General features: G+C 63.9%; 22 protein-coding genes. 9 read left to right on the top strand and 13 right to left on the bottom strand.

What is annotated here, in order from left to right; genetic code table 11:
- Positions 1–46 precede the first annotated feature (46 nt).
- From BLS26_RS29810 to hpaR, 8 genes are all read right to left on the bottom strand, one after another.
- Positions 47–3,319 (bottom strand): DUF2126 domain-containing protein, encoded by a 3,273-nt coding sequence (locus BLS26_RS29810; protein ID WP_092516067.1) that lies wholly within the window; start codon positions 3,317–3,319, stop codon positions 47–49.
- Positions 3,320–3,554: 235 nt separating this feature from the next.
- Positions 3,555–5,078, bottom strand: a complete 1,524-nt coding sequence (locus BLS26_RS29805; RefSeq protein WP_092516066.1) for a UxaA family hydrolase — start codon at positions 5,076–5,078, stop codon at positions 3,555–3,557.
- Positions 5,079–5,137: 59 nt separating this feature from the next.
- Complete coding sequence (locus BLS26_RS29800; RefSeq protein WP_092516065.1) at positions 5,138–5,917, bottom strand: HpcH/HpaI aldolase/citrate lyase family protein; 780 nt, start codon at positions 5,915–5,917, stop codon at positions 5,138–5,140.
- A 174-nt stretch (positions 5,918–6,091) separates the two neighbouring features.
- Positions 6,092–6,820 (bottom strand): ABC transporter ATP-binding protein, encoded by a 729-nt coding sequence (locus tag BLS26_RS29795; RefSeq protein ID WP_092516064.1) that lies wholly within the window; start codon positions 6,818–6,820, stop codon positions 6,092–6,094.
- Positions 6,820–8,601, bottom strand: coding sequence for an ATP-binding cassette domain-containing protein (locus tag BLS26_RS29790; protein WP_092516063.1), 1,782 nt, complete (start codon positions 8,599–8,601; stop codon positions 6,820–6,822). Before BLS26_RS29790 ends, BLS26_RS29795 begins: the two co-directional genes overlap by 1 nt.
- Positions 8,598–9,470, bottom strand: coding sequence for a branched-chain amino acid ABC transporter permease (locus BLS26_RS29785; RefSeq protein WP_092516062.1), 873 nt, complete (start codon positions 9,468–9,470; stop codon positions 8,598–8,600). The genes BLS26_RS29790 and BLS26_RS29785 overlap by 4 nt, the downstream gene beginning before the upstream one ends.
- Before the next feature lie 92 nt (positions 9,471–9,562).
- The gene (locus tag BLS26_RS29780; RefSeq protein ID WP_092516061.1) at positions 9,563–10,708 is read right to left on the bottom strand and encodes an ABC transporter substrate-binding protein; all 1,146 of its coding nucleotides are present in this window, start codon (positions 10,706–10,708) and stop codon (positions 9,563–9,565) included.
- Positions 10,709–11,002: 294 nt separating this feature from the next.
- Entirely contained in the window at positions 11,003–11,467 is a 465-nt protein-coding gene (gene hpaR, locus BLS26_RS29775) for a homoprotocatechuate degradation operon regulator HpaR (RefSeq protein WP_371361046.1), read from the bottom strand.
- Between the two features lie 216 nt (positions 11,468–11,683).
- On the opposite strand from hpaR, the gene hpaH reads away from it, so the two are divergent.
- The 7 genes from hpaH (at position 11,684) to BLS26_RS29740 (ending at position 18,883) form a co-directional block, all read left to right on the top strand.
- The gene (hpaH, locus tag BLS26_RS29770; RefSeq protein WP_092518770.1) at positions 11,684–12,490 is read left to right on the top strand and encodes a 2-oxo-hept-4-ene-1,7-dioate hydratase; all 807 of its coding nucleotides are present in this window, start codon (positions 11,684–11,686) and stop codon (positions 12,488–12,490) included.
- A gap of 30 nt (positions 12,491–12,520) precedes the next feature.
- A complete protein-coding gene (locus BLS26_RS29765) occupies positions 12,521–12,919 on the top strand; it encodes a 5-carboxymethyl-2-hydroxymuconate Delta-isomerase (RefSeq protein WP_092516059.1) in 399 nt (132 codons plus the stop codon).
- Positions 12,912–14,450: a 5-carboxymethyl-2-hydroxymuconate semialdehyde dehydrogenase gene (gene hpaE / locus BLS26_RS29760; RefSeq protein WP_092516058.1), complete on the top strand. Its 1,539-nt coding sequence runs from the start codon at positions 12,912–12,914 to the stop codon at positions 14,448–14,450. The genes BLS26_RS29765 and hpaE overlap by 8 nt, the downstream gene beginning before the upstream one ends.
- 125 nt (positions 14,451–14,575) lie before the next feature.
- The gene (gene hpaD / locus BLS26_RS29755) at positions 14,576–15,559 is read left to right on the top strand and encodes a 3,4-dihydroxyphenylacetate 2,3-dioxygenase (protein WP_092516057.1); all 984 of its coding nucleotides are present in this window, start codon (positions 14,576–14,578) and stop codon (positions 15,557–15,559) included.
- Between the two features lie 81 nt (positions 15,560–15,640).
- Positions 15,641–16,345, top strand: coding sequence for a substrate-binding domain-containing protein (locus tag BLS26_RS29750; RefSeq protein ID WP_092516056.1), 705 nt, complete (start codon positions 15,641–15,643; stop codon positions 16,343–16,345).
- A gap of 11 nt (positions 16,346–16,356) precedes the next feature.
- The gene (locus BLS26_RS29745; protein ID WP_092516055.1) at positions 16,357–17,226 is read left to right on the top strand and encodes a fumarylacetoacetate hydrolase family protein; all 870 of its coding nucleotides are present in this window, start codon (positions 16,357–16,359) and stop codon (positions 17,224–17,226) included.
- A 28-nt stretch (positions 17,227–17,254) separates the two neighbouring features.
- Complete coding sequence (locus BLS26_RS29740) at positions 17,255–18,883, top strand: thiamine pyrophosphate-dependent enzyme (protein WP_092516054.1); 1,629 nt, start codon at positions 17,255–17,257, stop codon at positions 18,881–18,883.
- On the opposite strand, the gene BLS26_RS29735 is transcribed toward BLS26_RS29740, so the two are convergent.
- The 5 genes from BLS26_RS29735 to BLS26_RS29715 form a co-directional block, all read right to left on the bottom strand.
- Complete coding sequence (locus BLS26_RS29735) at positions 18,880–20,106, bottom strand: MFS transporter (RefSeq protein WP_092516053.1); 1,227 nt, start codon at positions 20,104–20,106, stop codon at positions 18,880–18,882. The two genes, BLS26_RS29740 and BLS26_RS29735, sit on opposite strands and share 4 nt — an antisense overlap.
- Before the next feature lie 213 nt (positions 20,107–20,319).
- Entirely contained in the window at positions 20,320–20,973 is a 654-nt protein-coding gene (alkB, locus tag BLS26_RS29730; protein WP_092516052.1) for a DNA oxidative demethylase AlkB, read from the bottom strand.
- 12 nt (positions 20,974–20,985) lie between these two features.
- Positions 20,986–21,729, bottom strand: coding sequence for a 2OG-Fe(II) oxygenase (locus tag BLS26_RS29725; protein ID WP_092516051.1), 744 nt, complete (start codon positions 21,727–21,729; stop codon positions 20,986–20,988).
- Between the two features lie 160 nt (positions 21,730–21,889).
- Entirely contained in the window at positions 21,890–22,576 is a 687-nt protein-coding gene (locus tag BLS26_RS29720) for a DUF2848 domain-containing protein (RefSeq protein WP_092516050.1), read from the bottom strand.
- Positions 22,569–23,918, bottom strand: coding sequence for an amidase (locus tag BLS26_RS29715; RefSeq protein ID WP_092516049.1), 1,350 nt, complete (start codon positions 23,916–23,918; stop codon positions 22,569–22,571). Before BLS26_RS29715 ends, BLS26_RS29720 begins: the two co-directional genes overlap by 8 nt.
- Positions 23,919–24,141: 223 nt before the next feature.
- On the opposite strand from BLS26_RS29715, the gene BLS26_RS29710 reads away from it, so the two are divergent.
- On the top strand, positions 24,142–24,555 hold the full coding sequence (locus BLS26_RS29710) for a Zn-ribbon domain-containing OB-fold protein (protein WP_092516048.1): 414 nt from the start codon (positions 24,142–24,144) through the stop codon (positions 24,553–24,555).
- Positions 24,556–24,560: 5 nt separating this feature from the next.
- The gene (locus BLS26_RS29705; RefSeq protein WP_092516047.1) at positions 24,561–25,700 is read left to right on the top strand and encodes a thiolase; all 1,140 of its coding nucleotides are present in this window, start codon (positions 24,561–24,563) and stop codon (positions 25,698–25,700) included.
- Positions 25,701–25,741: the final 41 nt, after the last annotated feature.

Below are 25,741 nucleotides of genomic sequence, written 5' to 3'. Positions count from 1 at the left end.
CCGTTGCCCGGAAACGCCAAGAAACCTCAAGAAAACGTCAAGCCAATCAATGCAGGAGCGGCGTCCTCAAGTCGAGGGTCAAAGGGAACTCAATTGTACGTTCCTCCGGCGGCGGATCGATCCTGCCCGGGCTATGGCCGTGATCCTGAAAGCGGGCCAGCCGCCTGGCTTCCGCCTCGTAGGAATTGACCGGCTTGGTGTCGTAGCTGCGGCCGCCGGGATGGGCGACGTGATAGACGCAGCCGCCGAGCGAACGGCCGTTCCAGGTGTCGATCAGGTCAAATGTCAGCGGTGCGTGCACCGGAATGGTCGGATGCAGGCCCGACGCCGGCTGCCAGGCCTTGAACCGGACGGCCGCCACCGCCTCGCCGGAGCGCCCGGTCGCGGTCATCGGCATCCGCCGGCCATTGCAGGTCACGACATGGCGGCCCTCGACGAAACCTTCCGCCTTGATCTGCAGCCGCTCCACCGAACTATCGACATAGCGCACCGTGCCGCCCGCCGAGCCCTCTTCGCCGAGCACATGCCAGGGCTCCAGCGCCTGACGCAGCTCCAGCGCCACGCCGCCATGATGGACGCGGCCGAACACCGGAAAACGAAATTCGAGCTGGGCCGCATACCATTCCGGCGAGAAATCGTAACCGGACTGCCGGAGCTCTGCGAGGACGCCGAGAAAATCCTCCCAGAGGAAATGCGGCAGCATGAAGCGGTCATGCAGCGTGGTGCCCCAGCGCACGAACTTGCCCTGTTGCGGTTCGCGCCAGAGCTTTGCAATCAGCGCGCGGATCAGCAATTGCTGCGCCAGCGACATCCTGGGATCGGGCGGCATTTCGAGCGCGCGGAATTCGACCAGCCCGAGACGGCCGGTCGGGCCGTCGGGCGAATAGAGCTTGTCGATGCAGATTTCGGCGCGGTGGGTATTGCCGGTGATGTCGACCAGGATGTGACGGAACAGCCGGTCGACCAGCCATAGCGGCGCCTGCAGCCCCGCCGGCGGCACATGGGTGAGCGCGACTTCCAGTTCATAGAGGCCGTCATGCCGCGCTTCGTCGAGGCGCGGCGCCTGGCTGGTCGGGCCGATGAACATGCCGGAGAATAGATAGGACAGCGACGGATGGCGCTGCCAGTACAGCACGAGACTCCTGAGCAAATCGGGACGGCGCAGGAACGGCGAAGCTTCCGGCGTACTGCCACCGACCACGACATGGTTGCCGCCGCCGGTGCCGGTGTGGCGGCCGTCGACCAGAAAGCGGTTGGCGCCGAGGCGCGTCTTCGCAGCGTCTTCATAGAGGCCGAAGGTGATATCGACCGCCTCGCGCCAGCTCTGCGCCGGCTGGACGTTGACCTCGATCACGCCGGGATCGGGCGTCACCTTGATCACCTCGACGCGCGGATCGTAAGGCGGCGAATAACCCTCGATGTTCACCCGGACCTGCATTTCCTCGGCGGTGGCTTCGACCACCGCGATCAGCGCCAGATAGTCCTCGACCTTCTCGACCGGCGGCATGAACACGCACAACACGCCGTCGCGGATTTCGACCGACATCGCGGTGCGCACCGGGGTGACCCTGCGCTTCGGCTGCAGCCGCTTCGGTGTCGCGTCGCCGATCTCGGCGTCCTTGTCCTCGACCGCGAGTTCCAGCCGCGGCTCCATCGGATCGCGCTCGACGATGTAGGGATAGTCTTCCGGCGCGATATACGGCAGCGAGCCGATCGGCAGCCGCAGGCCGAGCGGGGAATCGCCGGGCACCAGAAACAGATGGCTGCGCCGCAACTGCCAGTGCTCGCTCATCCAATCCGCGGCGGCTGCGTCCACGCGCTGTACCGGCAGCACAAACCCCCTCGGCGTCGTCAGCCCCCGGTCGAACTCCCGCGCCATGCGTGCGCGCTCTTCCGCGTCGGCAAGCCTGGAATCGCTGGGATCGACATTGACCGGCAGGGCTGCTTCCTTTTGCAGCCAGTGCACGGGATCTTCATAGGCCGGCATCACGTATTCAGGGCCGAGGCCGAGCCGTTTTGCGATGCCTTTCGTCAGCCATTCGGCGTCGTCGACGTCAGCCTCGCCCGGGCTATCAACTTTGGCGATCAGATCGGAATTCTTCCAGATCGGCACGCCGTCCTTGCGCCAGTAGAGCCCGAACGCCCAGCGCGGCAGGGTTTCGCCGGGATACCATTTGCCCTGGCCGTAATGCAGCAGTCCGCCCGGCGCGAAACGCGCGTGCAGTTTGCGAATGAGCTCGTCGGCCAAAGCCCGCTTGGTCGGACCGACGGCGGCGATATTCCACTCCGGCGATTCCAGATCGTCGATCGAGACGAACGTCGGCTCGCCGCCCATGGTCAGGCGGACGTCTTCGGCCTTGAGATCGGCATCGACCTGCTCGCCAAGACTGTCAAGGCGCGCCCAGGATTCGTCGGAGAACGGCCGGGTGATCCGCGGCGCCTCGCGGATGCGCTTGACGCTCATGTCGAACGCAAACTCGACCTCGGCAAAACCGGCGGTGCCCGAGATCGGCGCCGCCGAACGGTAGTGCGGCGTGGCGGCAACCGGAATGTGGCCCTCACCGGTCAGCATCCCCGAGGTGACGTCGAACCCGATCCAGCCCGCGCCCGGCAGGTAGACCTCGGCCCAGGCATGCAGGTCGGTGAAATCGCTTTCGACCTCGCGCGGACCTTCGACCGGATCGATGTCGGGCCGCAACTGGATCAGATAGCCTGAGACGAAACGCGCGGCGAGCCCGAGGTGACGGAAGATGTGGATCAACAGCCACGCCGAGTCGCGGCACGATCCGGAACCGCTGGACAGCGTCTCTTCCGGCGTCTGAATGCCCGGCTCCATCCGGATGACGTAACTGATCTTTTTCTGCAGTTGCGCGTTGAGCGCGACCAGGAAGTCGACGGTGCTGTCGGCCTCGCGCGGAATGTCCTTCAGGTAATCCGCGAACTTCGGCCCCTGGTCCGATGTCGCCAGATAGGGCGCCAGCTCGGTCTTGAGATCGCTGGTGTACTGGAATGGAAAGCTTGACGCGTAACCCTCGACAAAGAAGTCGAACGGATTGACCACGGTCATCTGCGCGGTGAAATCGACCTCGATCTTGAGCTCGGTGGCCTTCTCCGGAAACACGAACCGCGCCAGCCAGTTGCCTTGCGGGTCCTGCTGCCAGTTCACGAAATGGTTTGCCGGGGTGACCTTGAGCGAATAGCTCAGGATCGGTGTCCGCGTATGCGGCGCCGGGCGCAGGCGAATGGTTTGCGGGCCGAGATCGATCGGACGGTCGTATTTGTAGTGCGTAACGTGATGTAGCGCGACGAAGATCGACACAGACCGAACACTCCAGCAGCTTTTTTAAGCAGAACACTGGTTCCGGTACGGATCAAGCACTAACAACGGGCAGCCGTTGCCTACGGGAAGTGCGGCCGTGCTGTCGTTCCTGCGAACGCAGGAACCCATACCGCGTGATCTATCGAAAACGCGTGATGGCTGAGACCCTCCACCCCATTTAAGCCGGTGGCTATGGGTCCCTGCGTTCGCAGGGACGACATAGATCGCGCCCGGCCTACATCGTCGCGCCAAGCACCCAGGGCGCGAACTCGGCGCCACCGAAATCGAAACTCTCGCTCTTGGTCGGCTGGCCCGAGGCGGTCTTCAGCATCAGTTCGAAAATGCGCTGGCCGCATTGCTGCACGCTTTCCTCGCCGTCGAGGATGGTGCCGCAATTGACGTCCATGTCGTCTTCCATGCGCTTGTACATCGCCGTGTTGGTCGCAAGCTTGATCGAGGGCGCGGGCTTGCAGCCGAACACGCTGCCACGGCCGGTGGTGAAGCAGACGAGGTTGGCGCCGCCAGCCACCTGCCCGGTCGCCGCGACCGGGTCGTAGCCGGGCGTGTCCATGAACACGAAGCCTTTCTTGGTGACGGCTTCGGCATAGTTGAGCACGTCGACCAGATTGGTACTGCCGGCCTTGGCCATCGCGCCCAATGATTTCTCGAGAATCGTGGTGAGGCCGCCGGCCTTGTTGCCGGGGCTCGGATTGGCGTTCATCTCGGCGCCTTCGCGCTCGGTGTAGGCTTCCCACCAGCGCATCAGCCCGACCAGCTTTTCGCCGACCTCGCGGCTGACTGCGCGCCGCGTCAACAGATGTTCGGCGCCGTACGTCTCCGGTGTTTCCGACAGGATCACGGTGCCGCCATGACGCACCAAGAGATCACTCGCAGCACCCAGCGCCGGATTGGCCGATACGCCCGAATAACCATCGGAGCCACCGCATTGCAGGGCCACGGTCAACTCGCTCGCCGGCACCGGCTCGCGCTTCACCTTGTTGGCGTCCGTCAACGCCTCGCGCACAAAGGCGACGCCGGCTTCGACGGTTTTGCGGGTGCCGCCGACTTCCTGAATGTCCATCGCGCGCAAACGTCCGGCGAGTTTCTGCTCCTGCATCAGGCCGCCGATCTGGTTGACCTCACAGCCGAGCCCCAGCACGACGACGGCGGAAAAATTCGCATGCCGCGCATAGCCGCCGAGCGTGCGGCGAAGCAGCGCCAGCGGTTCGTCCTGCGTCATGCCGCAGCCGGTCTTGTGCGTCAGCGCCACCACGCCGTCGACGTTCGGAAAATCCGCCAGCGGATTGTCGCCGGTGAACGGGTTCTTCTTGAAGATATCGGCGACCATGCCGGCGACATGGGCGCTGCAATTCACCGAGGTGAGGATGCCGATATAGTTGCGGGTCGCGACACGGCCGTCGGCACGGCGAATGCCGTCGAAGGTCGCAGGCAAATCGAAGTTCGGCGTCGGCGTGACGTCGACGCCATACGCATAGTCCTTGGCGAAGTCGCCCATGCCGCAATTCTGGGTGTGCACATGCTGGCCCGGCGCAATCGGCACCGTCGCAAAGCCGATGATCTGGCCGTAGCGGCGGATCGGTTCGCCCACGGCAATCGGTTTGATCGCGACCTTGTGGCCCGCGGGAATCCGCTCGACGGTGGTGACCCCATCGGACACCACCATGCCCGGCGGCAGGCTCGAGCGCGCAATCAGCACGCCATCGTCAGGATGCAATCGAATGACGGGTGCCGGGGCCATGGGGATCTCCTGTTGGTTTTCTCTCGCCCCGCAGAGTGCGGAGCGAGAGAGATTATCGCTTACGCCTTGCCGGCCGATTCCTTGCGGGTCTGGTTGACCTGCATCTTGGCGTAGGTCTGCATCAGGCCGCTCTCGTTCGACAGCGTCACGAGCTTGAAGCCCATGTTGATCGCGCGCACCGCGCCCTCGGCGCCCGAGCAGTGGATGCCCGGATGCAGGCCGCGCTTGCCGCATTCCTTGACGATCTTCTCGTAGATCTTGAGAATTTCCGGCTCGTCGCGATCGAGCTTCGGCACCAGGCCGTAGGAGAAGCCGAGGTCGGAGGGGCCGACGTAAACGCCGTTGATGCCCTCGACGTCGAGGATCGATTCCATATTCTCGATCGCCGTCTTGGTCTCCATCATCGGCAGCAGCACGATCTCGTCGTTGGCCGTCTGCTGGTAGGCGCCGGCCGAGCCGTACATGCCGGAGCGGATCGGGCCGTTCGAGCGGGTGCCCTTTGGCGGATACTTGGCGTACTGGACCAGGTTTTCCGCTTCCTGCTTGGTGTTGATCATCGGGCAGATCACGCCATAGGCGCCGCCGTCGAGCACCTTGCCGATGATGCCGGGCTCGTTCCAGGGAACGCGGACCATCGGCGTCACCGGGTGGCCGTTCATCGCCTGGAAGCACTGCACCATCGAGAGGTAATCCTGCACGCCGTGCTGCATATCGACGGTGACGCTGTCGAAGCCGCATTGCGCAATCACTTCGGCCGAAAAGCCGGACGGAATCGCGAGCCAGGCATTCACCACGGCCTTGCCCGAGGCCCATACTTTCTTGACGTTGTTGGTAGTCATGGATCGCGTTTCCTCTGTCGTTTCTTTTGATGCCGGACCGGTCTAGCTGACGGCCGCTGGATGCGGGGGCGCACTATCGCCGCCCCGGTATCGTCAGGCAAGGGCAGCGTCTGCCACGCAGACCCGCATTTTCCGCACGATATCGCCCGGCATTGCCGCCTGATCGACGTCGCTTCAGGCGCTGACCTTGCCGTGCCCGCCGAGATAGGCAGCGGCGATGGCTTCATTGCCCCACAATTCGTCGGGCTTGCCGCCGAGCACGATCCGGCCGGTTTCCAGCACGAAGCCGTGGTCGGCGACCGAAAGCCCCATCCGCGCGTTCTGCTCGACCAGCAGCACCGTGGTGTCTTTCCTGATCTGCGAGATGATCCGGAACACCGCTTGCACGATGACGGGCGCCAGCCCCAGCGAGGGCTCGTCCAGCAGCAGCAGGCGCGGCTTCGCCATCAGGCCACGCGCGACCGCGACCATCTGCAACTGGCCGCCGGACAAGGTCCAGCCCAGCGCGTTGGCAAACGAGCGGATGTCCGGAAACAGGTCGAACATCGCGTCGGCTTCGCGCGACAATTGCGACGTCGCGACCCTGCGGTTCGACGCGCCGAGCATGATGTTTTCCTTCACCGTCAGGCCCGGGAATACCCGGCGTCCTTCCGGCACATGCGAAATGCCCATGCGGACGATCGCTTCGGGCCCGAGGCCGGCGATCGATTTGCCGTCGAACAGGATGTCGCCGGCTGCCGGTTTGGCGAGACCTGAAATGGCGCGCAGCGTGGTCGATTTGCCGGCGCCGTTGGCGCCGAGCAAGGTCACTACCTGCCCCTCGTCGACATTGAGGGAGATGCCGCGCAACGCTTCGATTTCGCCGTAGCGGACAACGAGATCGCGAATTTCGAGCAGCGCCATTATTCGGTTCCGAGATAGGCGGAGACGACGTCGGGATGGCGCAGCACCGCCATGGATTCGCCGTCCGCGATGCGGCGTCCGAAATTGAGCACGGTGATGTGCTGTGCCGCTTCGGAGACCAGCGTCATGTCGTGATCGATGATCAGGATGGTCAGCCCCTGCGCCGCGATCCGTTTCAGCAGCTCGTGCAGTTCAAGCTTTTCGGTCGAGTTCAGACCGGCGGCGGGCTCGTCGAGCAGCAGCAGGGTCGGATTGGCGGCCAGCGCGCGCGCGATCTCGATCAACCGCTGATGGCCGTAGGAGAAGCTCGAGATCAACTGGTTGGCGCGGGCACCTAGTCCGACGAAGGTCAACGCCTCCATCGCCCGTTCGGTCAGTGCTGCGTCGCCGCCCTGCCCGATCATGGTATTGCCGGGCCGCTCGGCGCCGATCTCGACATTCTCCAGCGCCGTCATCGAGCGGAACAGCCGGATGTTCTGGAACGTGCGTCCCAGCCCCGCCGCCGTGCGCTGATGCGGCGGCATCGTCGTGATGTCGGTGCCGTCGAGCAAAATCTTGCCTGATGTGGCCTTGTAGAGGCCGGACAGCACGTTGAGCGTCGTGGTCTTGCCGGAACCGTTCGGTCCGATCAGGGCGTGAACCCCGCCGCGCCTCACCTGGATATCGACACCGTCGACCGCCTTGAGGCCGCCGAAATATTTCGAGAGCCCGGTGACTTCGAGCACGATATCGCCGCCGACCTTCGCGGGCTTGAGCTGCAAAGCCGCCGCTGCCGGCGGCGCCTTGGTCTGCGCGCGCCAACGCTCGAAGGCGGTTGCGAAAAAGCCCCAGATACCGTCAGGCATGAAGCGGATGATCAGGATGACGGCGAGCCCGTAGATCGCGAGATACAATCCGGGGATGCTTTTCAGGAACCGCAGCCATTCCGGAATCAGGATCAGCAAACCCGTGCCGATGGCCGAACCGATCGGCGATGCCACGCCGCCGAGCAAGGACATGGTCAGGAACACCACCGACTCGGCGAACGAGAACTGGTCCGGGCTGACATAGGCAAACCCGCCGGCGAAGAGACCGCCGGCCAACCCGCCCAGAACGGCACTCAATGCAAAGGCGGAAACCTTGGTGCGGAACACGTCGACGCCGACGACGCCGGCGGCAAGTTCGTTGTCGCGCACCGCGCGCATCGCCCGCCCGAGCCGCGTATCCGACAGGTGCCAGACCGCGTAGCCGACGATTGCCAGCACCGCGACGCAGAACGCGAGATAACCTTGCGCCGACTGAAACAGATCTGGCCGGCCGATCCGCGAAACGCCGTCCGGACCGTGGGTGAGCCAGGTCGCATTGATCATGACCAGTGTGATGATCTGCTGGAACGAGATCGTCACCATGGCGAGGTAATGGCCGCCAAGCCGCAGCGTCGACATGCCCAATACCGCGCCTGCCGCGAGCGCGACCAGGCATCCCGCCAACAGGCAGAGCCAGTAGCTGATGTGGTAGTCCGCCGTTCCGATGCCGACGGCGTAGGCGCCGAAGCCGAAGAACGCAGCCTGCGCGAGATTGATCTGCCCGCACAGGCCGAGCACGACCGAGAGGCCGAACACCGCGATCGCAAACGTCGTGGCCTGCATCAGGATGTTGTGGACGTAGCCGTCGAACTGGATGTTGCCGGCAAGCGCCACCGCGATCGCCGCGCCGATGAAATACGGCAGGTGACGCAGCAGCAGCGGCTTTGAACGCGGCAACGACGCGGCGATCGGCATATTTTCGGAAGGCGCGCTCATGCTTTCTCCGCGACACGTTCGCCGAAGATGCCCTGCGGCCGGATGATCAAAAACAGCACCAGCGCCAGGAACGCGAAGGCGTCCTTGTAGGGCACGGAGATATAAGCCGCACCGAAAGTCTCGATAATGCCGAGCGAAAGTCCGCCGATGATGGCGCCGGCGACGTCACCGAAGCCGCCGATGATGGTGGCGGCAAAAGCCTTCAGCGCAATCGTCGAGCCCATCTGGATCGAGACGAACAGCACGGGCGCCACGAGGACGCCGGCAAGGCCGCCGAGCACGGCCGAATAGATGAAGGTGATCATGATCATGGCCGAGACGGAAATGCCGAGCAGCGAGGCCATCTCCTTGTCCTGCGACGTCGCCTGCAATTTCTTGCCGAGCATGGTCTTTTCGAAGAACCAGTAGTTGAAGAACACGAGCGCGACGGTCACTGCGATGATCAGCAGGTACTGGCTGTCGAGATAAACCGGCCCAAGCTGGATGCCGGGGGTTTCGAACCAGCCCGGCAGCACCTGCGGCTGCGGGCCGTAGATCGCAAGCACGGAGTTGGCGAGCAGGATCGAGGCGCCGATGGTCGCGATGATGACGGGGAGAAAGGATCGATGACGCAAGGGGTAGTAAACCCCGAGATTGAAGATCACGCCGAGCAGCGCCATGCCGGCCAGCGCGGCCAGAAACGCCAGCCAGTAAGGCGCGCCGAACTCGATGGCGACCACCATCAGATAGGCGGCGACCATCGAGAACTCGCCTTGCGCGAAATTCACTACGTTGGTGGCGCGGAAAATCAGGACGATGCCTAGCGCGACCAGCGCATAGACGGCGCCGATGCCGATGCCGGTAAAGAGCAGTTGTAGGACGAGATCCATGACACGCGATCGGTTGAGAGAAACAGTTCGACAAAAAGGCTCGACAAAAAAGCTTCGGCCTCCCCGGCGAAACCGGAGAGGCCGAACTCACATCAATCGTTGAACTCGATGTGCTTGTCGAAGACGATGTTGCCCTTTTCGTTCTTCACGATGTTGTAGCCGTGAAGCCCGTCGCCGTTCTGGTCGAAATTGTATTCGCCCTCGGCCCCCGGGAACTTCTTGGTGGCCAGGATCGCCTCGCGGATCTTGGTCGCATCGGTGGAGCCGGCCTTGTTGATCGCGGCCGCGAGCACGTTGATTGCGTCGTAGGGCCAGGAGCTCTGGTTGTCGGGCGCGACCTTGACGGCGTCGCGGTAGAGCTTGCCGAACGCCTTCGATCCCTCGCTGGAATCCTCGGCGTAGTCGGCCACGCCATAGGTGTTGTACAGCGCGGGACCGGCGAGCTTCAGCGCCGTGATGTTGACGATCGAGGGCGAACCGACCCAGGGAATATTGACGCCGAGCTGGCGCAACTGCCGGGCAAAGATGCCGAGATCGTTTTCGAAGGTGAAGTAGGAACCGAGAATTTCGGCGCCGGACTGCTTGATCGCGAGCACGACCGGGGTGAAGTCCTGGCTCTGGTTGGCGTAGCCCTGATCCAGAACCGCGGGTGCGCCGAGCTTTTCAAGGGCCGCCGTCAGCGCCTTGCCGCCGGCGGTGCCGAACGCATCGGTCGAATGCAGCACGGCCCACTTCTTCTTGCCCAGCGTGTTGACGCCGTAATCGGCGATCACGCGGCCCGAATAGCTGTCATTGGGGCGGAAACGGAACAGCCACTGATTGCCCATATGGGTCAGGTTCGGATCGGTACCGCCGATCATGACCGGCTTGCCGAGCTTGATGACGTCGGGCGCCATGGCGTGAACCTGGGTCGAGCGGATCGAACCGAGGAAGCCGACGATGTCGGACTGGGCCGCCAGCTTGGAGAACGCCAGCACGATGCCGGGATTGGTGGTCTGGTCGTCCTCGACGATCAGCTCGAGCTGTTTGCCGAGAACGCCGCCGGCCTTGTTGACGGCTTCGAGCGCGAGTTTGGCGCCCTTGATGGCATATCCGCCGGATTCAGCGGCCGGGCCGGTCACCGGCGCGCACATGCCGATCTTGATGGTGGCGCCCTGCGCCCGTGCGCTGGTCAAAATGTGGGGTGCAGCAATACCGGCAACAATGCCGGCCGCGAAATCGCGTCTCGTAAGCTTCATCCAATCCTCCCTGAGGCCGGGCTTCGTCGTCGGCCTTTCTTGGTTTTGGCAGTCCTCACCGGACGCTAACCGGATGCGTACTTACGGATTCTCGCGTCCCGAGTAAATTGATATCGCGGTGAGTACGACTAACAGCCGATATCCATCGCTCAATGCGAGCATCAAAGATGATGAACGCCGCCCGGGCCGGCTTATTCCCTGGTTTCTCTACGGTAGTGGCGGCTTTTACTGCTCAAAGACAGTGCAGCGGGGCAAGCTATGCATCCCGGGGCCCGGCATCATGCAAATTTGTCTTTACTCTTCTTCCTCGCCACCGCCCTCACCTGCGACTTCCATCGCAGCTAAGCTACGCTCCAGCACGCTCAGCATGTCCTGCAGTTCGGCAAGCTTACGGGCGCCAAAGCGATTGGTGATTTCGGCGTAGATCGCTTCGGAGTTCGGCGCCACCGCCTCGATCAACTTCAAACCCTTGGGCGAGATCGACACCACGCCGCGGCGCAGATCGTCCTTTGCGGTACGGCGCTCGATCAGGTGCCGCGCTTCGAGGTCGCGCAGGATTCGCGACAGGCTCGGCCCCAACAGGAAGGCGGTACGCGCGAGTTCGGTGACCTCGATGGTTTCCACCGCGGTCAAGGCGCGCAGGATCCGCCATTGCTGCTCGGTCAGACCATGGTTGCGCAGCGACGGCCGGAACTGCCGCATCACCGCTTCGCGTGCGCGCAGCAACGACATCGGCAGTGACCTGGAGAATTCCCGCATCGGCGCGCGGCGGCTCTCCGCTGCTTCGGTGGAATTCGAACGCGACCCGTTCCGCAATTTCTTGTCTGCCATTGCTAGTCGTCCACCATCGCAAACCGTTGGTCGAGAGAGAAAAAATTTTGCGGTGCAGCAAGCATCAAATCGGTTTGCCTGGATACCCTTAACATGTTAATCAAATTCCAGCACCCCTTTTTGCCGAACGCACGGCGGACGCACATGACCCTTTCCAGAGACCAAATCCGCAGCGCCGCCGAACGACTCGACCATGCCGAGAAGACCCGCACCCAGATCCGCCAGATTTCGCTCGAACACCCCGGCATAACGATCGAGGATTCCTACGCCATTCAGAAGGCGTGGGTCGACATGAAGATTGCCCAGGGCCGAACCGTCAAGGGCCACAAGATCGGCCTGACCTCGAAGGCGATGCAAAGCGCACTCAATATCGGCGAGCCGGATTCCGGCATCCTGCTCGACGACATGTTCTTTGCCGATGGCGGGCTGGTGCCATCAGAACGCTTCATCGCCACCCGCGTCGAGGCCGAACTGGCCTTCGTGATGAAGTCGCGGCTGTCCGGACCCGACTGCACGCTATTCGACGTGCTCAACGCCACCGACTTCGTGGTGCCCGCGCTGGAGATCCTCGACACCAGGGTCGAGCGGGTCGATCCGCAGACCAAGGCCACCCGAAAGATCTTCGATACCATCGCCGACAACGCCGCCAATGCCGGCATCGTGCTCGGCGGCCGCCCGATCCGCCCCGGGGATGCCGACCTGCGCTGGATCGGCGCGCTCTGCTATCGCAACGGCCAGTTGGAAGAAACCGGGCTGGCGGCCGGCGTGCTCAATCATCCTGCGACCGCCGTGGCCTGGCTCGCCAACAAGATCGCCCCCAATGGATTGGCGCTGGAGGCCGGCCAGGTGGTGCTGGCGGGATCGTTCATCCGCCCGATCGAGACCAAGAAGGGCGACACCATCCAGGCCGATTACGGCGCCTACGGCTCGGTGAGCTGCTACTTCGCCTGACACTTTAGCAATCGCGGGAGCACCCCCAACATGCCGCACTTCACGATTGAATATTCAGCCAATCTCGACGGCCGCGTCGACATGGGCGCGGTGGTGGAACTGGTGCGCAAGGAAGCGGTTGCGACCGGGATCTTCCCGCTCGGCGGCATCCGCGTCCGCGCCATCAGATGCGAGCACTATGCGATCGCCGATGGCCGCAGCAACTTCGGCTTTCTCGACATGGTGCTGCGGCTCGGCGAGGGCCGCGACCTCGCTACAAGGCAAAAGGCCGGCGAACATATTTTCAAGGCCTTGTCGGCCTATCTTGATCCGGTGTTTGCGAACTCGAAGTTCGCGCTGTCGTTCGACATGCAGATCAACGGCAAGGAAACCAGCTGGAAACGCAACAACATCCACGAAGCTCTGAAAGTGGAGACCGCCCATGGATAAAGTGACACCGAAGGACGCCTTCAAGGCCAACCGCGACCGCGTCGGCCCCCTGCTCGTCAAATTGGCGGCCGAGGGCATCAACCACATGATCGACGGCAAGAGCGTGCCGTCGGTTTCTGGCCAGACCTTCGAGACCAAGTCCCCGGTCGACGGCACCTCCGCGCTGGCGACCGTCGCCCGCGGCAACGCCGAGGACATCGACCGCGCCGCGACCGCCGCCAGCCGTGCCTTCAAGTCGTGGCGCGACATGCCCGCGACGGCGCGCAAGAAATTGCTGCACCGCGTCGCCGATGCGATCGAGGACAATGCCGACGACATCGCCGTGCTCGAATGCATCGACACCGGCCAGGCCCACCGCTTCATGGCCAAGGCCGCGATCCGGGCCGCCGAGAATTTCCGCTTCTTCGCCGACAAATGCGCCGAGGCGCGCGACGGCCTCAGCACGCCGAGCGACGAGCACTGGAACATCTCGACCCGGGTGCCGATCGGCCCGGTCGGCGTCATCACGCCGTGGAACACGCCGTTCATGCTGTCGACCTGGAAGATCGCCCCGGCGCTGGCGGCCGGTTGCACCGTCGTGCACAAGCCGGCGGAATGGTCGCCGGTGACCGCGGACCTGCTGACAAAGCTCGCCAAGCAGGCCGGCCTGCCCGATGGCGTGCTCAATACCGTGCACGGCTTCGGCGAGGAAGCCGGCAAGGCCTTGACCGAGCACCCCGCGATCAAGGCCATCGGCTTCGTCGGCGAGAGTTCGACGGGTTCGGCGATCATGGCGCAGGGCGCGCCGACCCTGAAGCGGGTGCATTTCGAGCTCGGCGGCAAGAATCCCGTCATCGTGTTCGACGACGCCGATCTCGATCGCGCGCTCGATGCGGTCGTCTTCATGATCTACTCGCTGAACGGCGAGCGCTGCACCTCGTCCAGCCGGTTGCTGGTCCAGCAGGGCATCGCCGACAAATTCATCGAAAAGCTCACCGCACGGGTGAAGGCGCTGAAGGTCGGGCATCCGCTGGATCCCGCCACCGAAATCGGACCGCTGATCCACGAGCGGCATCTGGCCAAGGTCTGCAGCTATTTCGACATCGCCCGCCAGGACGGCGCCACCATCGCCGTCGGCGGCCGACCGCATGACGGCCCCGGCGGCGGGCACTACGTAGAGCCGACGCTGGTCACCGGCGCACATCCGAACATGCGGGTAGCGCAGGAGGAAGTGTTCGGCCCGTTCCTGACCGTGATCCCGTTCAAGGACGAGAACGACGCGATCGAGATCGCCAATGGCGTGCAGTATGGCCTCACCGGTTACGTCTGGACCGGCGACATGGGCCGCGCGCTGCGCGTCGCCGACGCGCTGGAAGCCGGCATGATCTGGCTCAACTCGGAAAACGTCCGCCACCTGCCGACGCCGTTCGGCGGCATGAAATCATCAGGCATCGGCCGCGACGGCGGCGACTACTCGTTCGACTTCTACATGGAAACCAAACACGTCTCGCTGGCGCGCGGGACGCACAAGATTCAGAAACTGGGAATGTAAACGCATCGTCGTTCCGGGGCGCGAAGCGAACTACGATGCGCAATTGCGCATCTGAGAACCTCGAGATTCCGGGTTCGATGCTTCGCATCGCCCCGGAATGACGAAAGCCAAACAAGGGAACGCCTATGCCGGTGCCGACACACATCTTCGATCCCCCCTTCAACATCATCCGCTCGAGCCACGCCGTACTCGATGTCGTCGATCTGGACAAGAGCCGGGCGTTCTACGAGACCACCGTCGGTCTCCACGTCGAGGATCGCGACGACAACGCGGTCTACCTGCGCGGCAGCGAGGAACATCAGCATCACTCACTGGTGCTGCGGAAAGCGCCGGTCGCGGCCTGCAACCGCCTCGGCTTCAAGGTCGGCAACGACGGCGATCTCGACAAGGCCGCCAGCTTCTTCTCCGAGAACGGCATCGCCTACGCCTTCACCGAGCAGCCGTTCCAGGGCCGCACGCTGCAGTTCACCGATCCCTTGGGCTTCCAGCTCGAACTCTATGCCGCGATGGAAAAGCGCCCGCATCTGTTGCGCCGCTACGACCTCTACAAGGGCTGCCACCCGCAGCGGCTCGACCATTTCAACGTGTTCTCGCCTGAAGTGCAGAACACCGTCGACTTCTATGCGCGGCTCGGCTTCCGCTTGACCGAGTACGGCGAGGAAGACGGGCCGAACGGGCGCATCGCCGCCGCCTGGATGCACCGCAAGGGCAATGTGCACGACTTCGCCATCACCAACGGAAAAGGTCCTCGCCTGCACCACTTTGCCTATTGGGTGCCGACGGCGATGAACATCCTGCATCTCTGCGACGTCATGGCCTCCAGCGGCTTTCTGAAGAACATCGAGCGTGGCCCCGGCCGCCACGGCATTTCGAACGCGTTCTTTCTTTATGTCAGGGATCCCGACGGCCACCGCCTCGAGCTCTACACCAGCGATTACTTCACAGGCGATCACGACCACGAGCCGCTGCGCTGGTCGCTGAAGGACCCGCGCCGTCAAACACTGTGGGGCGCGCCCGCGCCGCGCTCCTGGTTCGAAGAGGGTTCGCCGTTCACGGGACAGGCGGTGCGCGAGCCGGCGTTTGTCGCCGATGTCACGATTGCGGACTAGGCTGGGTCTGACCAAAGGAAAAGCGCCGTGACCAGACTGTTGCTGAAACGACTATCTGTCGCACTCTCGGGGATTCTCGCTATGGCGCTCATATCTCCGTTGCAAGCTGCAGAACTCAAAGTGATCGCGGGCGGCTCGCTGACGGCTCTGCTCAACGAACTCACGCCGACTTTCGAGAAGGTCACCGGCCACACGCTTTCGATCCTTTTCGACTCCACGCCCAACATCGTCACGCGGATCAACGCGGGCACGCCGTTCGATGTCGTTGTCGTTCCCGTCGATGTCTTCAAGGATGTCCCCGAAGCCCGCTTCATGCTACCGACCATCGACTTCGCGCATGTCGGCTATGGCGTCGCCATCCGCGCCGGTGCGCCGAAACCCGATATCTCTACACCGGATGCGTTGAAGAAGACCCTGCTCGCCGCGTCTTCGATTGCGTCGGTGCCGGCGAGTGCCGCCGGCGCCTATGTAACAAAAGTGTTCGAGCGCCTCGGCATTGCCGACGAGATGAAGGCCAAGACCAAGGCGCAGGCCGGTCCGCCGCAGATTGCTCCAGCGGTCGCCAACGGCGAGGCCGAGCTCGGCGTATTCCTGACCAACGTCCTGATCGCACCCAGCGTCGAACTCGTGGGGCCGTTCCCGGCCGAATTGCAACAGGAACTGGTGTTCATCGCGGCCCTCGCCGCCGACGTCAAGGAATACGATGCCGCCTATGCCTTCATCGAGTATCTGGCAACTCCCACCGTCACGGCCGCGCTCAAGGCACGCGGCATGAAGCCGGGCTAACTGGACATCCCATGACCTCACATCGTCTCGCCACCTTCTCCGTCAATGGGTCGACCAAATACGGCGCTGTCGTCAAAGCCGGCATCGTCGATCTTTCCGCCCATTTCAGCCGCGACTATCCGACCCTGCGCGAAGCGATCGCGGCCAATGCCCTGCCAAAGTTGATCGAAGATGCCGAAAAGCGCGGGCCGGATTATTCCCTCGACGCGATCACCTGGCAGCCGCCGATCCCGGTGCCGGAAAAGATCATCTGCATCGGCGTCAACTACCCGGACCGCAATGCCGAATACAAGGACGGCCAGGACGCGCCGAGATACCCGAGCATGTTCATGCGCACGCCGCGCTCGTTTGTCGGCCACGAGACGCCGCTGGTCCGCCCGCGCGCGTCGTCGCAGCTCGACTACGAGGGCGAACTGGTGATCGTGATCGGCAAGGCCGGCCGCCACATCAAGGAAAGCGCCGCACTGGATCACATCGCCGCCATCACGCTGTGCAACGAAGGCACGCTCCGCGACTGGGTGCGGCACGCCAAGTTCAACGTCACCCAGGGCAAGAATTTCGACTCCACCGGCAGCCTTGGTCCGTGGCTGGTGCCCTACACCAACGAGGCGCAGATCGCCGACATTCACCTGACCACCAAGGTCAATGGCGAGACCCGGCAGGACGACCGCACCGGTCGCTTGATTTTTGGCTTCCGCTATCTCCTCAGCTACATCTCGACCTTCACCACGCTGGTGCCCGGCGACGTCATCGTGACGGGCACACCCACCGGCGCCGGCGCGCGGTTCGACCCGCCGCGCTACCTCAAGCCCGGCGACGTCATCGAGGTCGAGGCCGAAGGCGTCGGCGTGCTGAAGAACGGCGTCGTCGACGAAACCTGATAATTCCCGTGAGCGATTGGACAATACAATGACTTCAACTTCCGGCGGCGAAGCAATCGTCAATGGCCTCGTCGCGCATGGCGTCGAAACCGTGTTCGGCCTGCCCGGCGCACAGATCTACGGCCTGTTCGACGCCTTCCATCAGGCGCAGCTCAAGGTGATCGGCGCGCGGCATGAGCAGGCCTGCGGCTACATGGCCTATGGGTACGCGCGCTCGACCGGCAAGCCCGGCGTGTTCAGCGTCGTGCCCGGCCCCGGCGTGCTCAACGCCGGCGCCGCGCTGTTGACGGCGTTCGGAGCGAACGAGCCGGTGCTGTGCCTGACCGGCCAGGTGCCGACGCAATTTCTCGGCAAGGGCCGCGGCCATCTGCACGAAATGCCGGACCAGTTGGCAACGCTGAAGACGTTTGTGAAATGGGCCGACAGAATCGAATATCCGGATGTCGCGCCGGCGATGGTGTCGCGCGCGTTCCAGGAGATGCTGTCCGGGCGGCGCGGCCCGGTGTCGCTGGAAATGCCGTGGGACGTGTTCACCCAGCGCGCGGAAGTCGGCCCGGCAACGCCGTTCGACCTGTTTCCGGCGCCGAAGCCCGATCCCGATCGCATCAAGGCCGCCGCGGCGCTGGTCAAGGGAAGCAAGGCGCCGATGATCTTTGTCGGCAGCGGCGCCATTGACGCGGCCGAGGAAATCCTCGAACTGGCGGAAATGATCGACGCACCTGTCGTGGCGTTCCGCAGCGGTCGCGGCATCGTTTCCAATGCCCATGAACTCGGGTTGACCATGGCGGCAGCCTACAAACTGTGGCCGACCACCGATCTGATGATCGGCATCGGCACGCGGCTGGAACTGCCGACGATGTCGCGCTGGCCCTATCGCCCCGACGGCCTGAAATCTGTCCGCATCGACATCGATCCGGTCGAGATGCGGCGCTACACGCCGGATTGCGCCGTGATCGCCGATGCCAAGGCCGGCACGGCCGAGCTCGCCGCCGCCGTGACGAAGGCTGGCTACAGCAAGATCAGCGGCCGGCGCGCCGCGATCCGTGAGGCGACTGCTGCTTCGCATGTGGAGATTCAAAAAATCCAGCCGCAGATGGCGTATCTGAATATCCTGCGCGAAGTGCTGCCGGCCAATGCGATCGTCACCGACGAATTGTCGCAGGTCGGCTTCGCCTCCTGGTACGGCTTTCCGATCTACCAGCCGCGCACCTTCATCACCTCGGGCTATCAGGGCACGCTCGGCTCCGGCTTCCCTACCGCGCTCGGCGCCAAGGTCGCCAATCCGGAGCGGCCGGTGGTCGCGATAACCGGCGACGGCGGCTTCATGTTCGCGGTGCAGGAATTGGCGACCGCCGTGCAGTTCAAGATCGGCGTGGTGACGCTGATCTTCAACAACAACGCCTATGGCAATGTGCGCCGCGACCAGGTGCAGCGCTTCGAAGGCCGCGTGGTCGCCTCCGATCTCGTCAATCCCGATTTCGTCAAGCTGGCGGAATCCTTCGGCGTCGGTGCTGCGCGCGTCACCTCGCCCGATCATTTCCGCCCCGCGCTGGAAAAGGCGCTGGCCGATGGCGGGCCTTATGTGATCGCGATCGAGGTGCCGACGGATTCGGAAGTCACTCCGTGGGAGTTCATTCACCCGGCGAAGAACAACTAGACCGCCAACTTGCGCTGCGCCCGGGATGCTGCGATCACCAGCAACCCGGCGCCGGCGACCGACCAGCACGCTACCGGCGCCCACTGCAACAGCGGTGCGTATTCCGGTAGCTTCTGCAAGCCGCCGGCCACCGCCGCCATCCGCGCAAACGTCGCCAGCGCCAACGCTGAAAATACCAGCCCCACCAGCTTGCCTTCGGTGCCGTTTTCCCCGATCGCCAGCGCCGCCGAGACCGCGGCCATCAGCATGCAGCCCCACGCCGCACCCGCGACGAACTGGGCTGCGATCAGCATGTTCAGGTTGACGGCGAGCTCCGCGCCCAACGCTGCAATCGCGCCGAGCAAACCGGCAGCCCCAATCACGAACAGCCCGCCACGATGCTTGACGACGGTGCTGGCCGGAAACATCGCGATATTGAATCCGATCCAGAACACCGGCAGCAGCCACTGCAGCTGCTCGGGCTTGGCAAAGCGCAGGAAGAACGGCGCGCTGTTGATGCTGAAATGCAACTGGGAACCGAGCGAAAGAATCACCATCGAGGCGATGAACACGATCGGTATCCGGCCGAGCGGTTTGGCTGATACGGCCGGTTCAGACGCAACGGAATCCTGCGCCGCTCCGCGCTCGACCTTCGACAGCGCCAGCGTCGTGATCAGCAGCACCGCGCCGGAGATCAAAAACGGAAGCCGCGGATCCTGGTCGCGCAGCACCACGCCGAGATAGGGCGACACCGCGCCCGCAAGCCCGTAACCCAGCATCGCCAGCGCCGCCAGGAACGGAATCCGCGGCCGTGCGCCGTACTTTCCCAGCAGTGTCAGCGGCGGTGCGCGCAGCGCCGACGAGGTAACGGCCCAGATCACGATCAGAACGATGAGCCAGACCTGTCCGCCCGGACCGGTGCCGGCGACGAACGGCAGCGCGACGAACGCCGCGCAGGAAATCGCGGTCAGGACACCCACGAACAAGCCGATCCGGCCGAACAGCCCCGCGATCCTGTCGGCGGCAATGCCCATGGCGGTATCGCTGATGGTGAAAACCGCCTGATCCAGCATCAGGATCAGAATGACGGTGCCCGGCGCGATCCCGACCAAGCCAGCGAGTTTCGGCAGATAAATGACATAGGTGGTCCAGCCCAGCGTGAACACCAGTTGCAGCACGGCGAGATAGACGCCGGTGCGATTGGCGCTGGCGCTGATGTCGGCGTTGATGTCGGTGGTGGTCATTTCGGGCTCCCGGCGGAGGGAGTGTAGACCAGCGGGAACTTAGATGGAAAGGCACGCGTCCTTCCCTTCTCCCCTTGTGGGAGAAGGTGCCTTCGCGCAGCAAAGGCGGATGAGGGGTCTCTATCCACGGAGACAAACCCCTCACCCGTCTCGAATGAGCTGACGCTCATTCGATCCACCCTCTCCCACAAGGGGAGAGGGAAGTAAGAGCTCTCACCGGGCCTTGCGAAACGTCAGATTGATGCGCTGGCGGCCCATCGCGGCATGTTCGCCGTCGGCGAGCGGCGCCACCCCGTGAAAGAACAGCCGCGACGGCCCGCCCCAGACCACCACGTCGCCATGCTCCAGCCGGTAGCGCTGCGGCTTGTCGGCGCGCTTGGGGCCGCCGAACAGGAACGTCGCGGGCAGTCCCAGCGATACCGACACGATCGGCGCGCCGAAATCGTTTTCGTTGCGGTCCTGATGCAGCGACATCCGCGCGCCGGGCGCGTAGCGGTTGATCAGACAGGCATCAGGCGAAAATCCCTCGAAGCCGCCTTCCCTCGCCGCCGTCTCGGCCAGCGCGCGAAACACCGCCGGCATCGCCGGCCATGGCTGGCCGGAGACCGGATCGATGCCGTCGTAGCGATAGCCGGTGTGATCGGTGACCCAGCCGGCGTTGCCGCAGTTGGTCATCGCCACCGACATCTGGTGGCCGCCGGGCGTGAACATGCGCCGGAACGGCGCCTGCGCGACAATCTCGCGCAGGCTTGCGATCAATTCGCTCTCATAGGGCCTTACGAATCCGCGCAGCAGCACCGCGCCATCCGCCATCGCCTGGCGCGGCGGGCGCACGTCGGGAACGGCAGCGAATAAATCCGTGGTCAATGTTATCAGCACTCATTTCGCATCGTGGAAGATCACACCGACGGTGTGGCGATGGCCGGAGCGGATCCGGCTGACGCCATGGCGCAGATTAACCCGGTAGAACCCGTGCGTCCCCTGCACGGGCCGGTGATGCACAGCAAAGGCCACCGCATCGCCCTGCGCCAGCGGAACCACTTCGGGCCGGGACTGCATCCGCGGCCGTTGTTCGGTCAGCACAAACTCGCCGCCCGTAAAGTCACGACCGGGTTCCGAGAGCAGGATCGCGACCTGCAGCGGGAACACGTGTTCGCCGTACAGGTCCTGGTGCAGGCAATTGTAGTCGCCGGCGCCATATTGCAGCAGCAGCGGTGTCGGCCGGGTCTGACCGGCCTCATGGCAGCGCTTCAAAAACGCCTCGTGGCGATCGGGGTAACGGATATCGATCCCCATCGTCTCGTTCCAGCGATTGGCTGTGCCACACAGCCGCGCATAGAGCGCGGGCCGCAACTGCGCGATCAGGTCAGGCAGCGGATAGGTGAAATACTTGTATTCGCCGCGGCCGAAGCCATGGCGGCCCATCACGACCCGGCTGCGGAAGTTTGTGTCGTCGGGATAGAGCGCGGCGACGGCGGCGCACTCGCCCGGCGACAGCAATCCCTTCAGCACGGCGCAGCCTTGACCGTCGAGATCGGTGGTGGCTTGGGTCCAGTCGAGGCCATCAACGCGAGAGGCGATGTCGGCGGCGGGACGATCGATGGTTTTTGCGTGTGCTTTCATGGGCGGCAGTTTCGCAAAGCGCGCCGGCCGGCGCCACCCGATTTCCGGGCAAATTTCTCTCCGTCATGGCCGGGCTTGTCCCGGCCATCCACGTCTCGCTTTATTGACTGAAGGCGTGGATGCCCGGGACAAGCCCGGGCATGACGACTGAGATTGAATTCTATCCCAGCACCGGCAGCGCAATCACATCATAGCCGTGGCTGATCTTCCGCTTCAGCACGGGATCCTCCAGTTCGAACTCGAACCGGCTGGCCGCGCGGATACCGCCCTTGGCCGCGAAGGTTCCGCCGAACATCGCGCAGCCGTCCGGCAGGCCCTTGCCGCCAAAACCGCGCGCGATCAGGTCTTTCACCGGCAGCATGCCGTCGAGCGTGCCTTCCTGATAGAGCACGCGGACACCGTCGATCACGGCCCACGACCGCAAGATCATCTGGTCCCAGTGGCCGATGACCTCCTCGAGCTCCCACAGCTCGGAGGCGATCGGCTTGTCGCACATCTGCTTGGAAACGGTGACGCTGTAGGCCTCCACCTTGCGGTCGGTATGGTCGGAACCGCAGCCGACGAAGATGCGGCCCTGCCAGCCGATCAGCACGAACTCGACCTCGCCACTGGAATCGCCGCCGGATACCTCGATACGATCTGCCATGGTGATCCGGCACGCGGCGACGCGGTAATAGATCGGCGTCGATGCCGGGCGCGCGATACCGATCGCTTCGAGCTCGGCGATATGCTTGTCGCGCGCGACCGGATCGCGGCCGGTCCAGCCGGCGATGACGGCCTGGTCGATCGCGAGCGTCAGCGGCATGCCGGCGCCCTTGTCCTCGATGGTGAAGGTGAGATCAAACACGGATGATGTTCTCCATTCCCGCCGCAAGCTCGAAAATCCGCCGATCCGATCCGCCCGCGGCGGCCAGCATCAGCCCGACCGGCACCTCGCCGTCGCGATTCGCCGGCAGCGAGATCGCGCAACCGTCGAGCACGTTGATCAGCGTGCAGTTGCGCAGAGCGCGCAAGTTCTGGACCGTGAAGACCTTGTCGTCGGCGAGGTCAGCGATCTTTGGCGGCGTATTCGCCGTGGTCGGCAATACCAGCGCGTCGTAAGGCGCAATGCGTTTATCCGTCCGCGCGATGAACGACCGCCGCGCATTGAGGATATCGATATAGTCGGCGGCGCCGATGCCCTCGCCGCGCAGGATGCGGAGCGAAACGCGGGGATCGTAGACGTCGCCCTTGCTCGTGAGCAGATAACGATGCCAGGCATAGCTTTCGGCCGCGGCAAAGCCGCCCTTGGCATTCATCACGCCGACATCGTGAAATTCCGGCACCTCGATCCGTTCGATCAGGGCACCGGCGCGTGACAGGGTTTCCAGTGCCCGCTCGAATGTCTTCGCCACCACGTCATCAAGATCATCGAGCGCCACGGTCGTCGGCACCGCGAGCCGCATGCCCTTGACCGTGCGCGGCTGCAATGGCTGCACCGGCTCGTCGGCCAGCACGGCGTCCAGCACCGCGCAACAGGCGACGCTGCGCGCCAGCGGCCCAAAACTGTCGAGCGAGAGCGACAACGGCACGCCGCCATCGAGCGGCACGCGGCGTTGCGTCGGCTTGAAGCCGACGATGCCGTTGAAGGCGGCCGGAATCCGGCAGGAGCCGCCGGTGTCGGTGCCGAGCGCGCCGAACGCCATTTGATCGGCGATGGAAACCGCGGCACCGGAGGACGAGCCGCCGGGCACATGGCCGACGCTGCGGTTCCAGGCGCTTTTCGGCGTGCCATAATGCGGATTGATGCCGATGCCGGAATAAGCGAATTCGGTCATGTTGGTTCGGCCGATCACGATGAATCCGGCCCGGCGCAGCCGCGCCACCACGGTCGCGTCAGTTTCCGCGGGCGCGGAATCCTCCAGTGCACGCGAACCGGCGCGGGTCACCTGCCCCTTGATGTCGAAGAGGTCCTTGATCGACACCGGAATGCCCGCGAACGGCGACGGTGCTGCCTTGGCTTTGCGCAGCCGGTCCATGGCGTCGGCAGCGTCAAGGGCTGCGTCCTTGTCGACGCGAATAAAGACACGCTGGCCTTCGCCTGCGGGGTCGGCGATTTTGGCGAGGCACGCCTCGACCAGTCTGCGGGCGGTTGTCGCGCCGGAAGCAAGATCGGCGGCCAGGGAGGCGAGTGTCGGCTTGTCAGGCATGTGATCCCGGTGCTGTCGCGTTTGTTGGCATCACGTGTCTTTTTTTGGCGATGCGGATGACAAATACCCTAGCGCGGGAAATCGCTGGCATACAAGCGCTCTCGTTTGCCGGAATGCGGCCATGCGGCAGCAACGCTGGACCGTTGACGTGGAATGGTCAAATGTCGCATCAAGATCGCAACAATCGGGCGCAAGCCCAAATCCCACGGGGAGGAATTGCCGAATGGCGGAGCCAGCGCGCGCTAAACCGAAACCGACGCCGGAGACCCAGCATTTCTGGGATGGTACTGCGGCCGGTGAGTTGCGCCTGCAGCGCTGCGACGCCTGCGCCAATGTCTATTTCCCGCCGCGCCCGTTCTGTCCGTCCTGCGCCTCGCGCAAGGTCTCGGTGTTCAAGGCGAGCGGCAAGGGTACGCTCTACAGCTACGTCATCAACCACCGTCCCGCCGCGCCCGGCTTCACGCCGCCTTATGCGATCGCGATCGTCGAACTCGCCGAAGGCCCGCGCATGATGAGCAACATCATCGATTGTCCGCAGACACCGGAGGCGCTCGAGCTCGACATGAAGCTCGAAGTCGCGTTCGAGAAACTCGACGACAAGATCACCCTTCCCCAGTTCCGTCCGGCGAAGGGCTAAGCACCATGCGCAGAAACGCAGTCGCCGTCGTCGGCGCCGCCGAAACCACCGAACTCGGCGTCATCCCCAACATGTCGCAGATCCAGCTCCATGCGGATGCGGCGCTCAACGCCATTGCCGATGCCGGACTGAAACTGTCCGACATCGACGGTATCGCTACCGCGGTGGAAACCCCGCAGCAGATCGCGCACTATCTCGGCATTACCCCGACCTGGGTTGATGGCACCTCGGTCGGCGGCTGTTCGTTCATGCTGCACGTCCGCCACGCCGCGGCCGCGATCGAGGCCGGCCTCTGCAAGACCGTGCTGATCACGCATGCGGAAAGCGGCAAGTCGATGATCGGCAAGCAGCCGCGCTCGACGCCGGCAGACAGCCTCAACGGCCAATTCGAGTCACCGTTCGGCGTCTACGGCCCGCCGAGCATGTTTCCGATCCCGGTGCTGCGCTACATGAAGACGCATGGCATCACGCATGAACAAATTGCTTCAGTCGCGGTGGTGCAGCGGGAATGGGCCGCGAAGAATCCGCGCGCCACCATGAAGGACCCGATCACGGTCGCGGACGTCCTGAACTCGCGGATGATCGCCTACCCGTTCCGCATCCTGCAATGCTGCCTCGTCACCGACGGCGGCGGCGCGCTGATCCTGACCTCGGCGGACCGCGCCAAGGACTTTCCGAACAAGCCGGTCTATATCCTCGGCACCGGCGAGAGCGTGGAAACGCCGATGGTCAGCCAGATGAAGACGTTTGACTCATCGCGTGCCTTCAAGGTCGCAGGCCCGACCGCCTTCAGGGAAGCCGGCATCGCCCACAAGGACGTCGATCATCTCATGATCTACGACGCCTTTGCGCATTTGCCGCTCTATGGGCTTGGCGACCTCGGCTTCATGCCGCACGAGGAGACCGGCAAGTTCATCGCCGACGGCAACACCCGCCCCGGCGGCAAGCTGCCACTCAACACCAATGGCGGCGGCCTCAGCTACATGCATTCGGGCATGTACGGCATGTACGCGCTGCAGGAAAGCGTGCGGCAGATGCGCGGCATCGCACCGGCGCAAGTGCCGGGCGCGAAAATCTCGGTCTGCCACGGTGTCGGCGGCATGTTCGCCGCGTCAGGCACGATCATTTTTACGAACGAGAAGTAATCACTCTCGTCATTCCGGGATGGTCCGAAGGACCAGACCCG

The organism is Afipia sp. GAS231, assembly GCF_900103365.1.
Lineage (GTDB): Bacteria > Pseudomonadota > Alphaproteobacteria > Rhizobiales > Xanthobacteraceae > Bradyrhizobium.
The sequence above is the reverse complement of the archived record's forward strand: the minus strand, read 5'-3'. Positions and strand labels throughout refer to the sequence as shown.

What these genes read in the sequence shown, in the direction of transcription:
- BLS26_RS29805 (WP_092516066.1), bottom strand. Translation starts at nt 5,078, where the DNA reads ATGGCCCCGGCACCCGTCATTCGATTGCATCCTGACGATGGCGTGCTG.
- BLS26_RS29800 (WP_092516065.1), bottom strand. Translation starts at nt 5,917, where the DNA reads ATGACTACCAACAACGTCAAGAAAGTATGGGCCTCGGGCAAGGCCGTG.
- BLS26_RS29795 (WP_092516064.1), bottom strand. Translation starts at nt 6,820, where the DNA reads ATGGCGCTGCTCGAAATTCGCGATCTCGTTGTCCGCTACGGCGAAATC.
- BLS26_RS29790 (WP_092516063.1), bottom strand. Translation starts at nt 8,601, where the DNA reads ATGAGCGCGCCTTCCGAAAATATGCCGATCGCCGCGTCGTTGCCGCGT.
- BLS26_RS29785 (WP_092516062.1), bottom strand. Translation starts at nt 9,470, where the DNA reads ATGGATCTCGTCCTACAACTGCTCTTTACCGGCATCGGCATCGGCGCC.
- BLS26_RS29780 (WP_092516061.1), bottom strand. Translation starts at nt 10,708, where the DNA reads ATGAAGCTTACGAGACGCGATTTCGCGGCCGGCATTGTTGCCGGTATT.
- hpaR (WP_371361046.1), bottom strand. Translation starts at nt 11,467, where the DNA reads ATGCGGGAATTCTCCAGGTCACTGCCGATGTCGTTGCTGCGCGCACGC.
- hpaH (WP_092518770.1), top strand. Translation starts at nt 11,684, where the DNA reads ATGACCCTTTCCAGAGACCAAATCCGCAGCGCCGCCGAACGACTCGAC.
- BLS26_RS29765 (WP_092516059.1), top strand. Translation starts at nt 12,521, where the DNA reads ATGCCGCACTTCACGATTGAATATTCAGCCAATCTCGACGGCCGCGTC.
- hpaE (WP_092516058.1), top strand. Translation starts at nt 12,912, where the DNA reads ATGGATAAAGTGACACCGAAGGACGCCTTCAAGGCCAACCGCGACCGC.
- hpaD (WP_092516057.1), top strand. Translation starts at nt 14,576, where the DNA reads ATGCCGGTGCCGACACACATCTTCGATCCCCCCTTCAACATCATCCGC.
- BLS26_RS29750 (WP_092516056.1), top strand. Translation starts at nt 15,641, where the DNA reads ATGGCGCTCATATCTCCGTTGCAAGCTGCAGAACTCAAAGTGATCGCG.
- BLS26_RS29745 (WP_092516055.1), top strand. Translation starts at nt 16,357, where the DNA reads ATGACCTCACATCGTCTCGCCACCTTCTCCGTCAATGGGTCGACCAAA.
- BLS26_RS29740 (WP_092516054.1), top strand. Translation starts at nt 17,255, where the DNA reads ATGACTTCAACTTCCGGCGGCGAAGCAATCGTCAATGGCCTCGTCGCG.
- BLS26_RS29735 (WP_092516053.1), bottom strand. Translation starts at nt 20,106, where the DNA reads ATGACCACCACCGACATCAACGCCGACATCAGCGCCAGCGCCAATCGC.
- BLS26_RS29725 (WP_092516051.1), bottom strand. Translation starts at nt 21,729, where the DNA reads ATGAAAGCACACGCAAAAACCATCGATCGTCCCGCCGCCGACATCGCC.
- BLS26_RS29715 (WP_092516049.1), bottom strand. Translation starts at nt 23,918, where the DNA reads ATGCCTGACAAGCCGACACTCGCCTCCCTGGCCGCCGATCTTGCTTCC.
- BLS26_RS29710 (WP_092516048.1), top strand. Translation starts at nt 24,142, where the DNA reads ATGGCGGAGCCAGCGCGCGCTAAACCGAAACCGACGCCGGAGACCCAG.
- BLS26_RS29705 (WP_092516047.1), top strand. Translation starts at nt 24,561, where the DNA reads ATGCGCAGAAACGCAGTCGCCGTCGTCGGCGCCGCCGAAACCACCGAA.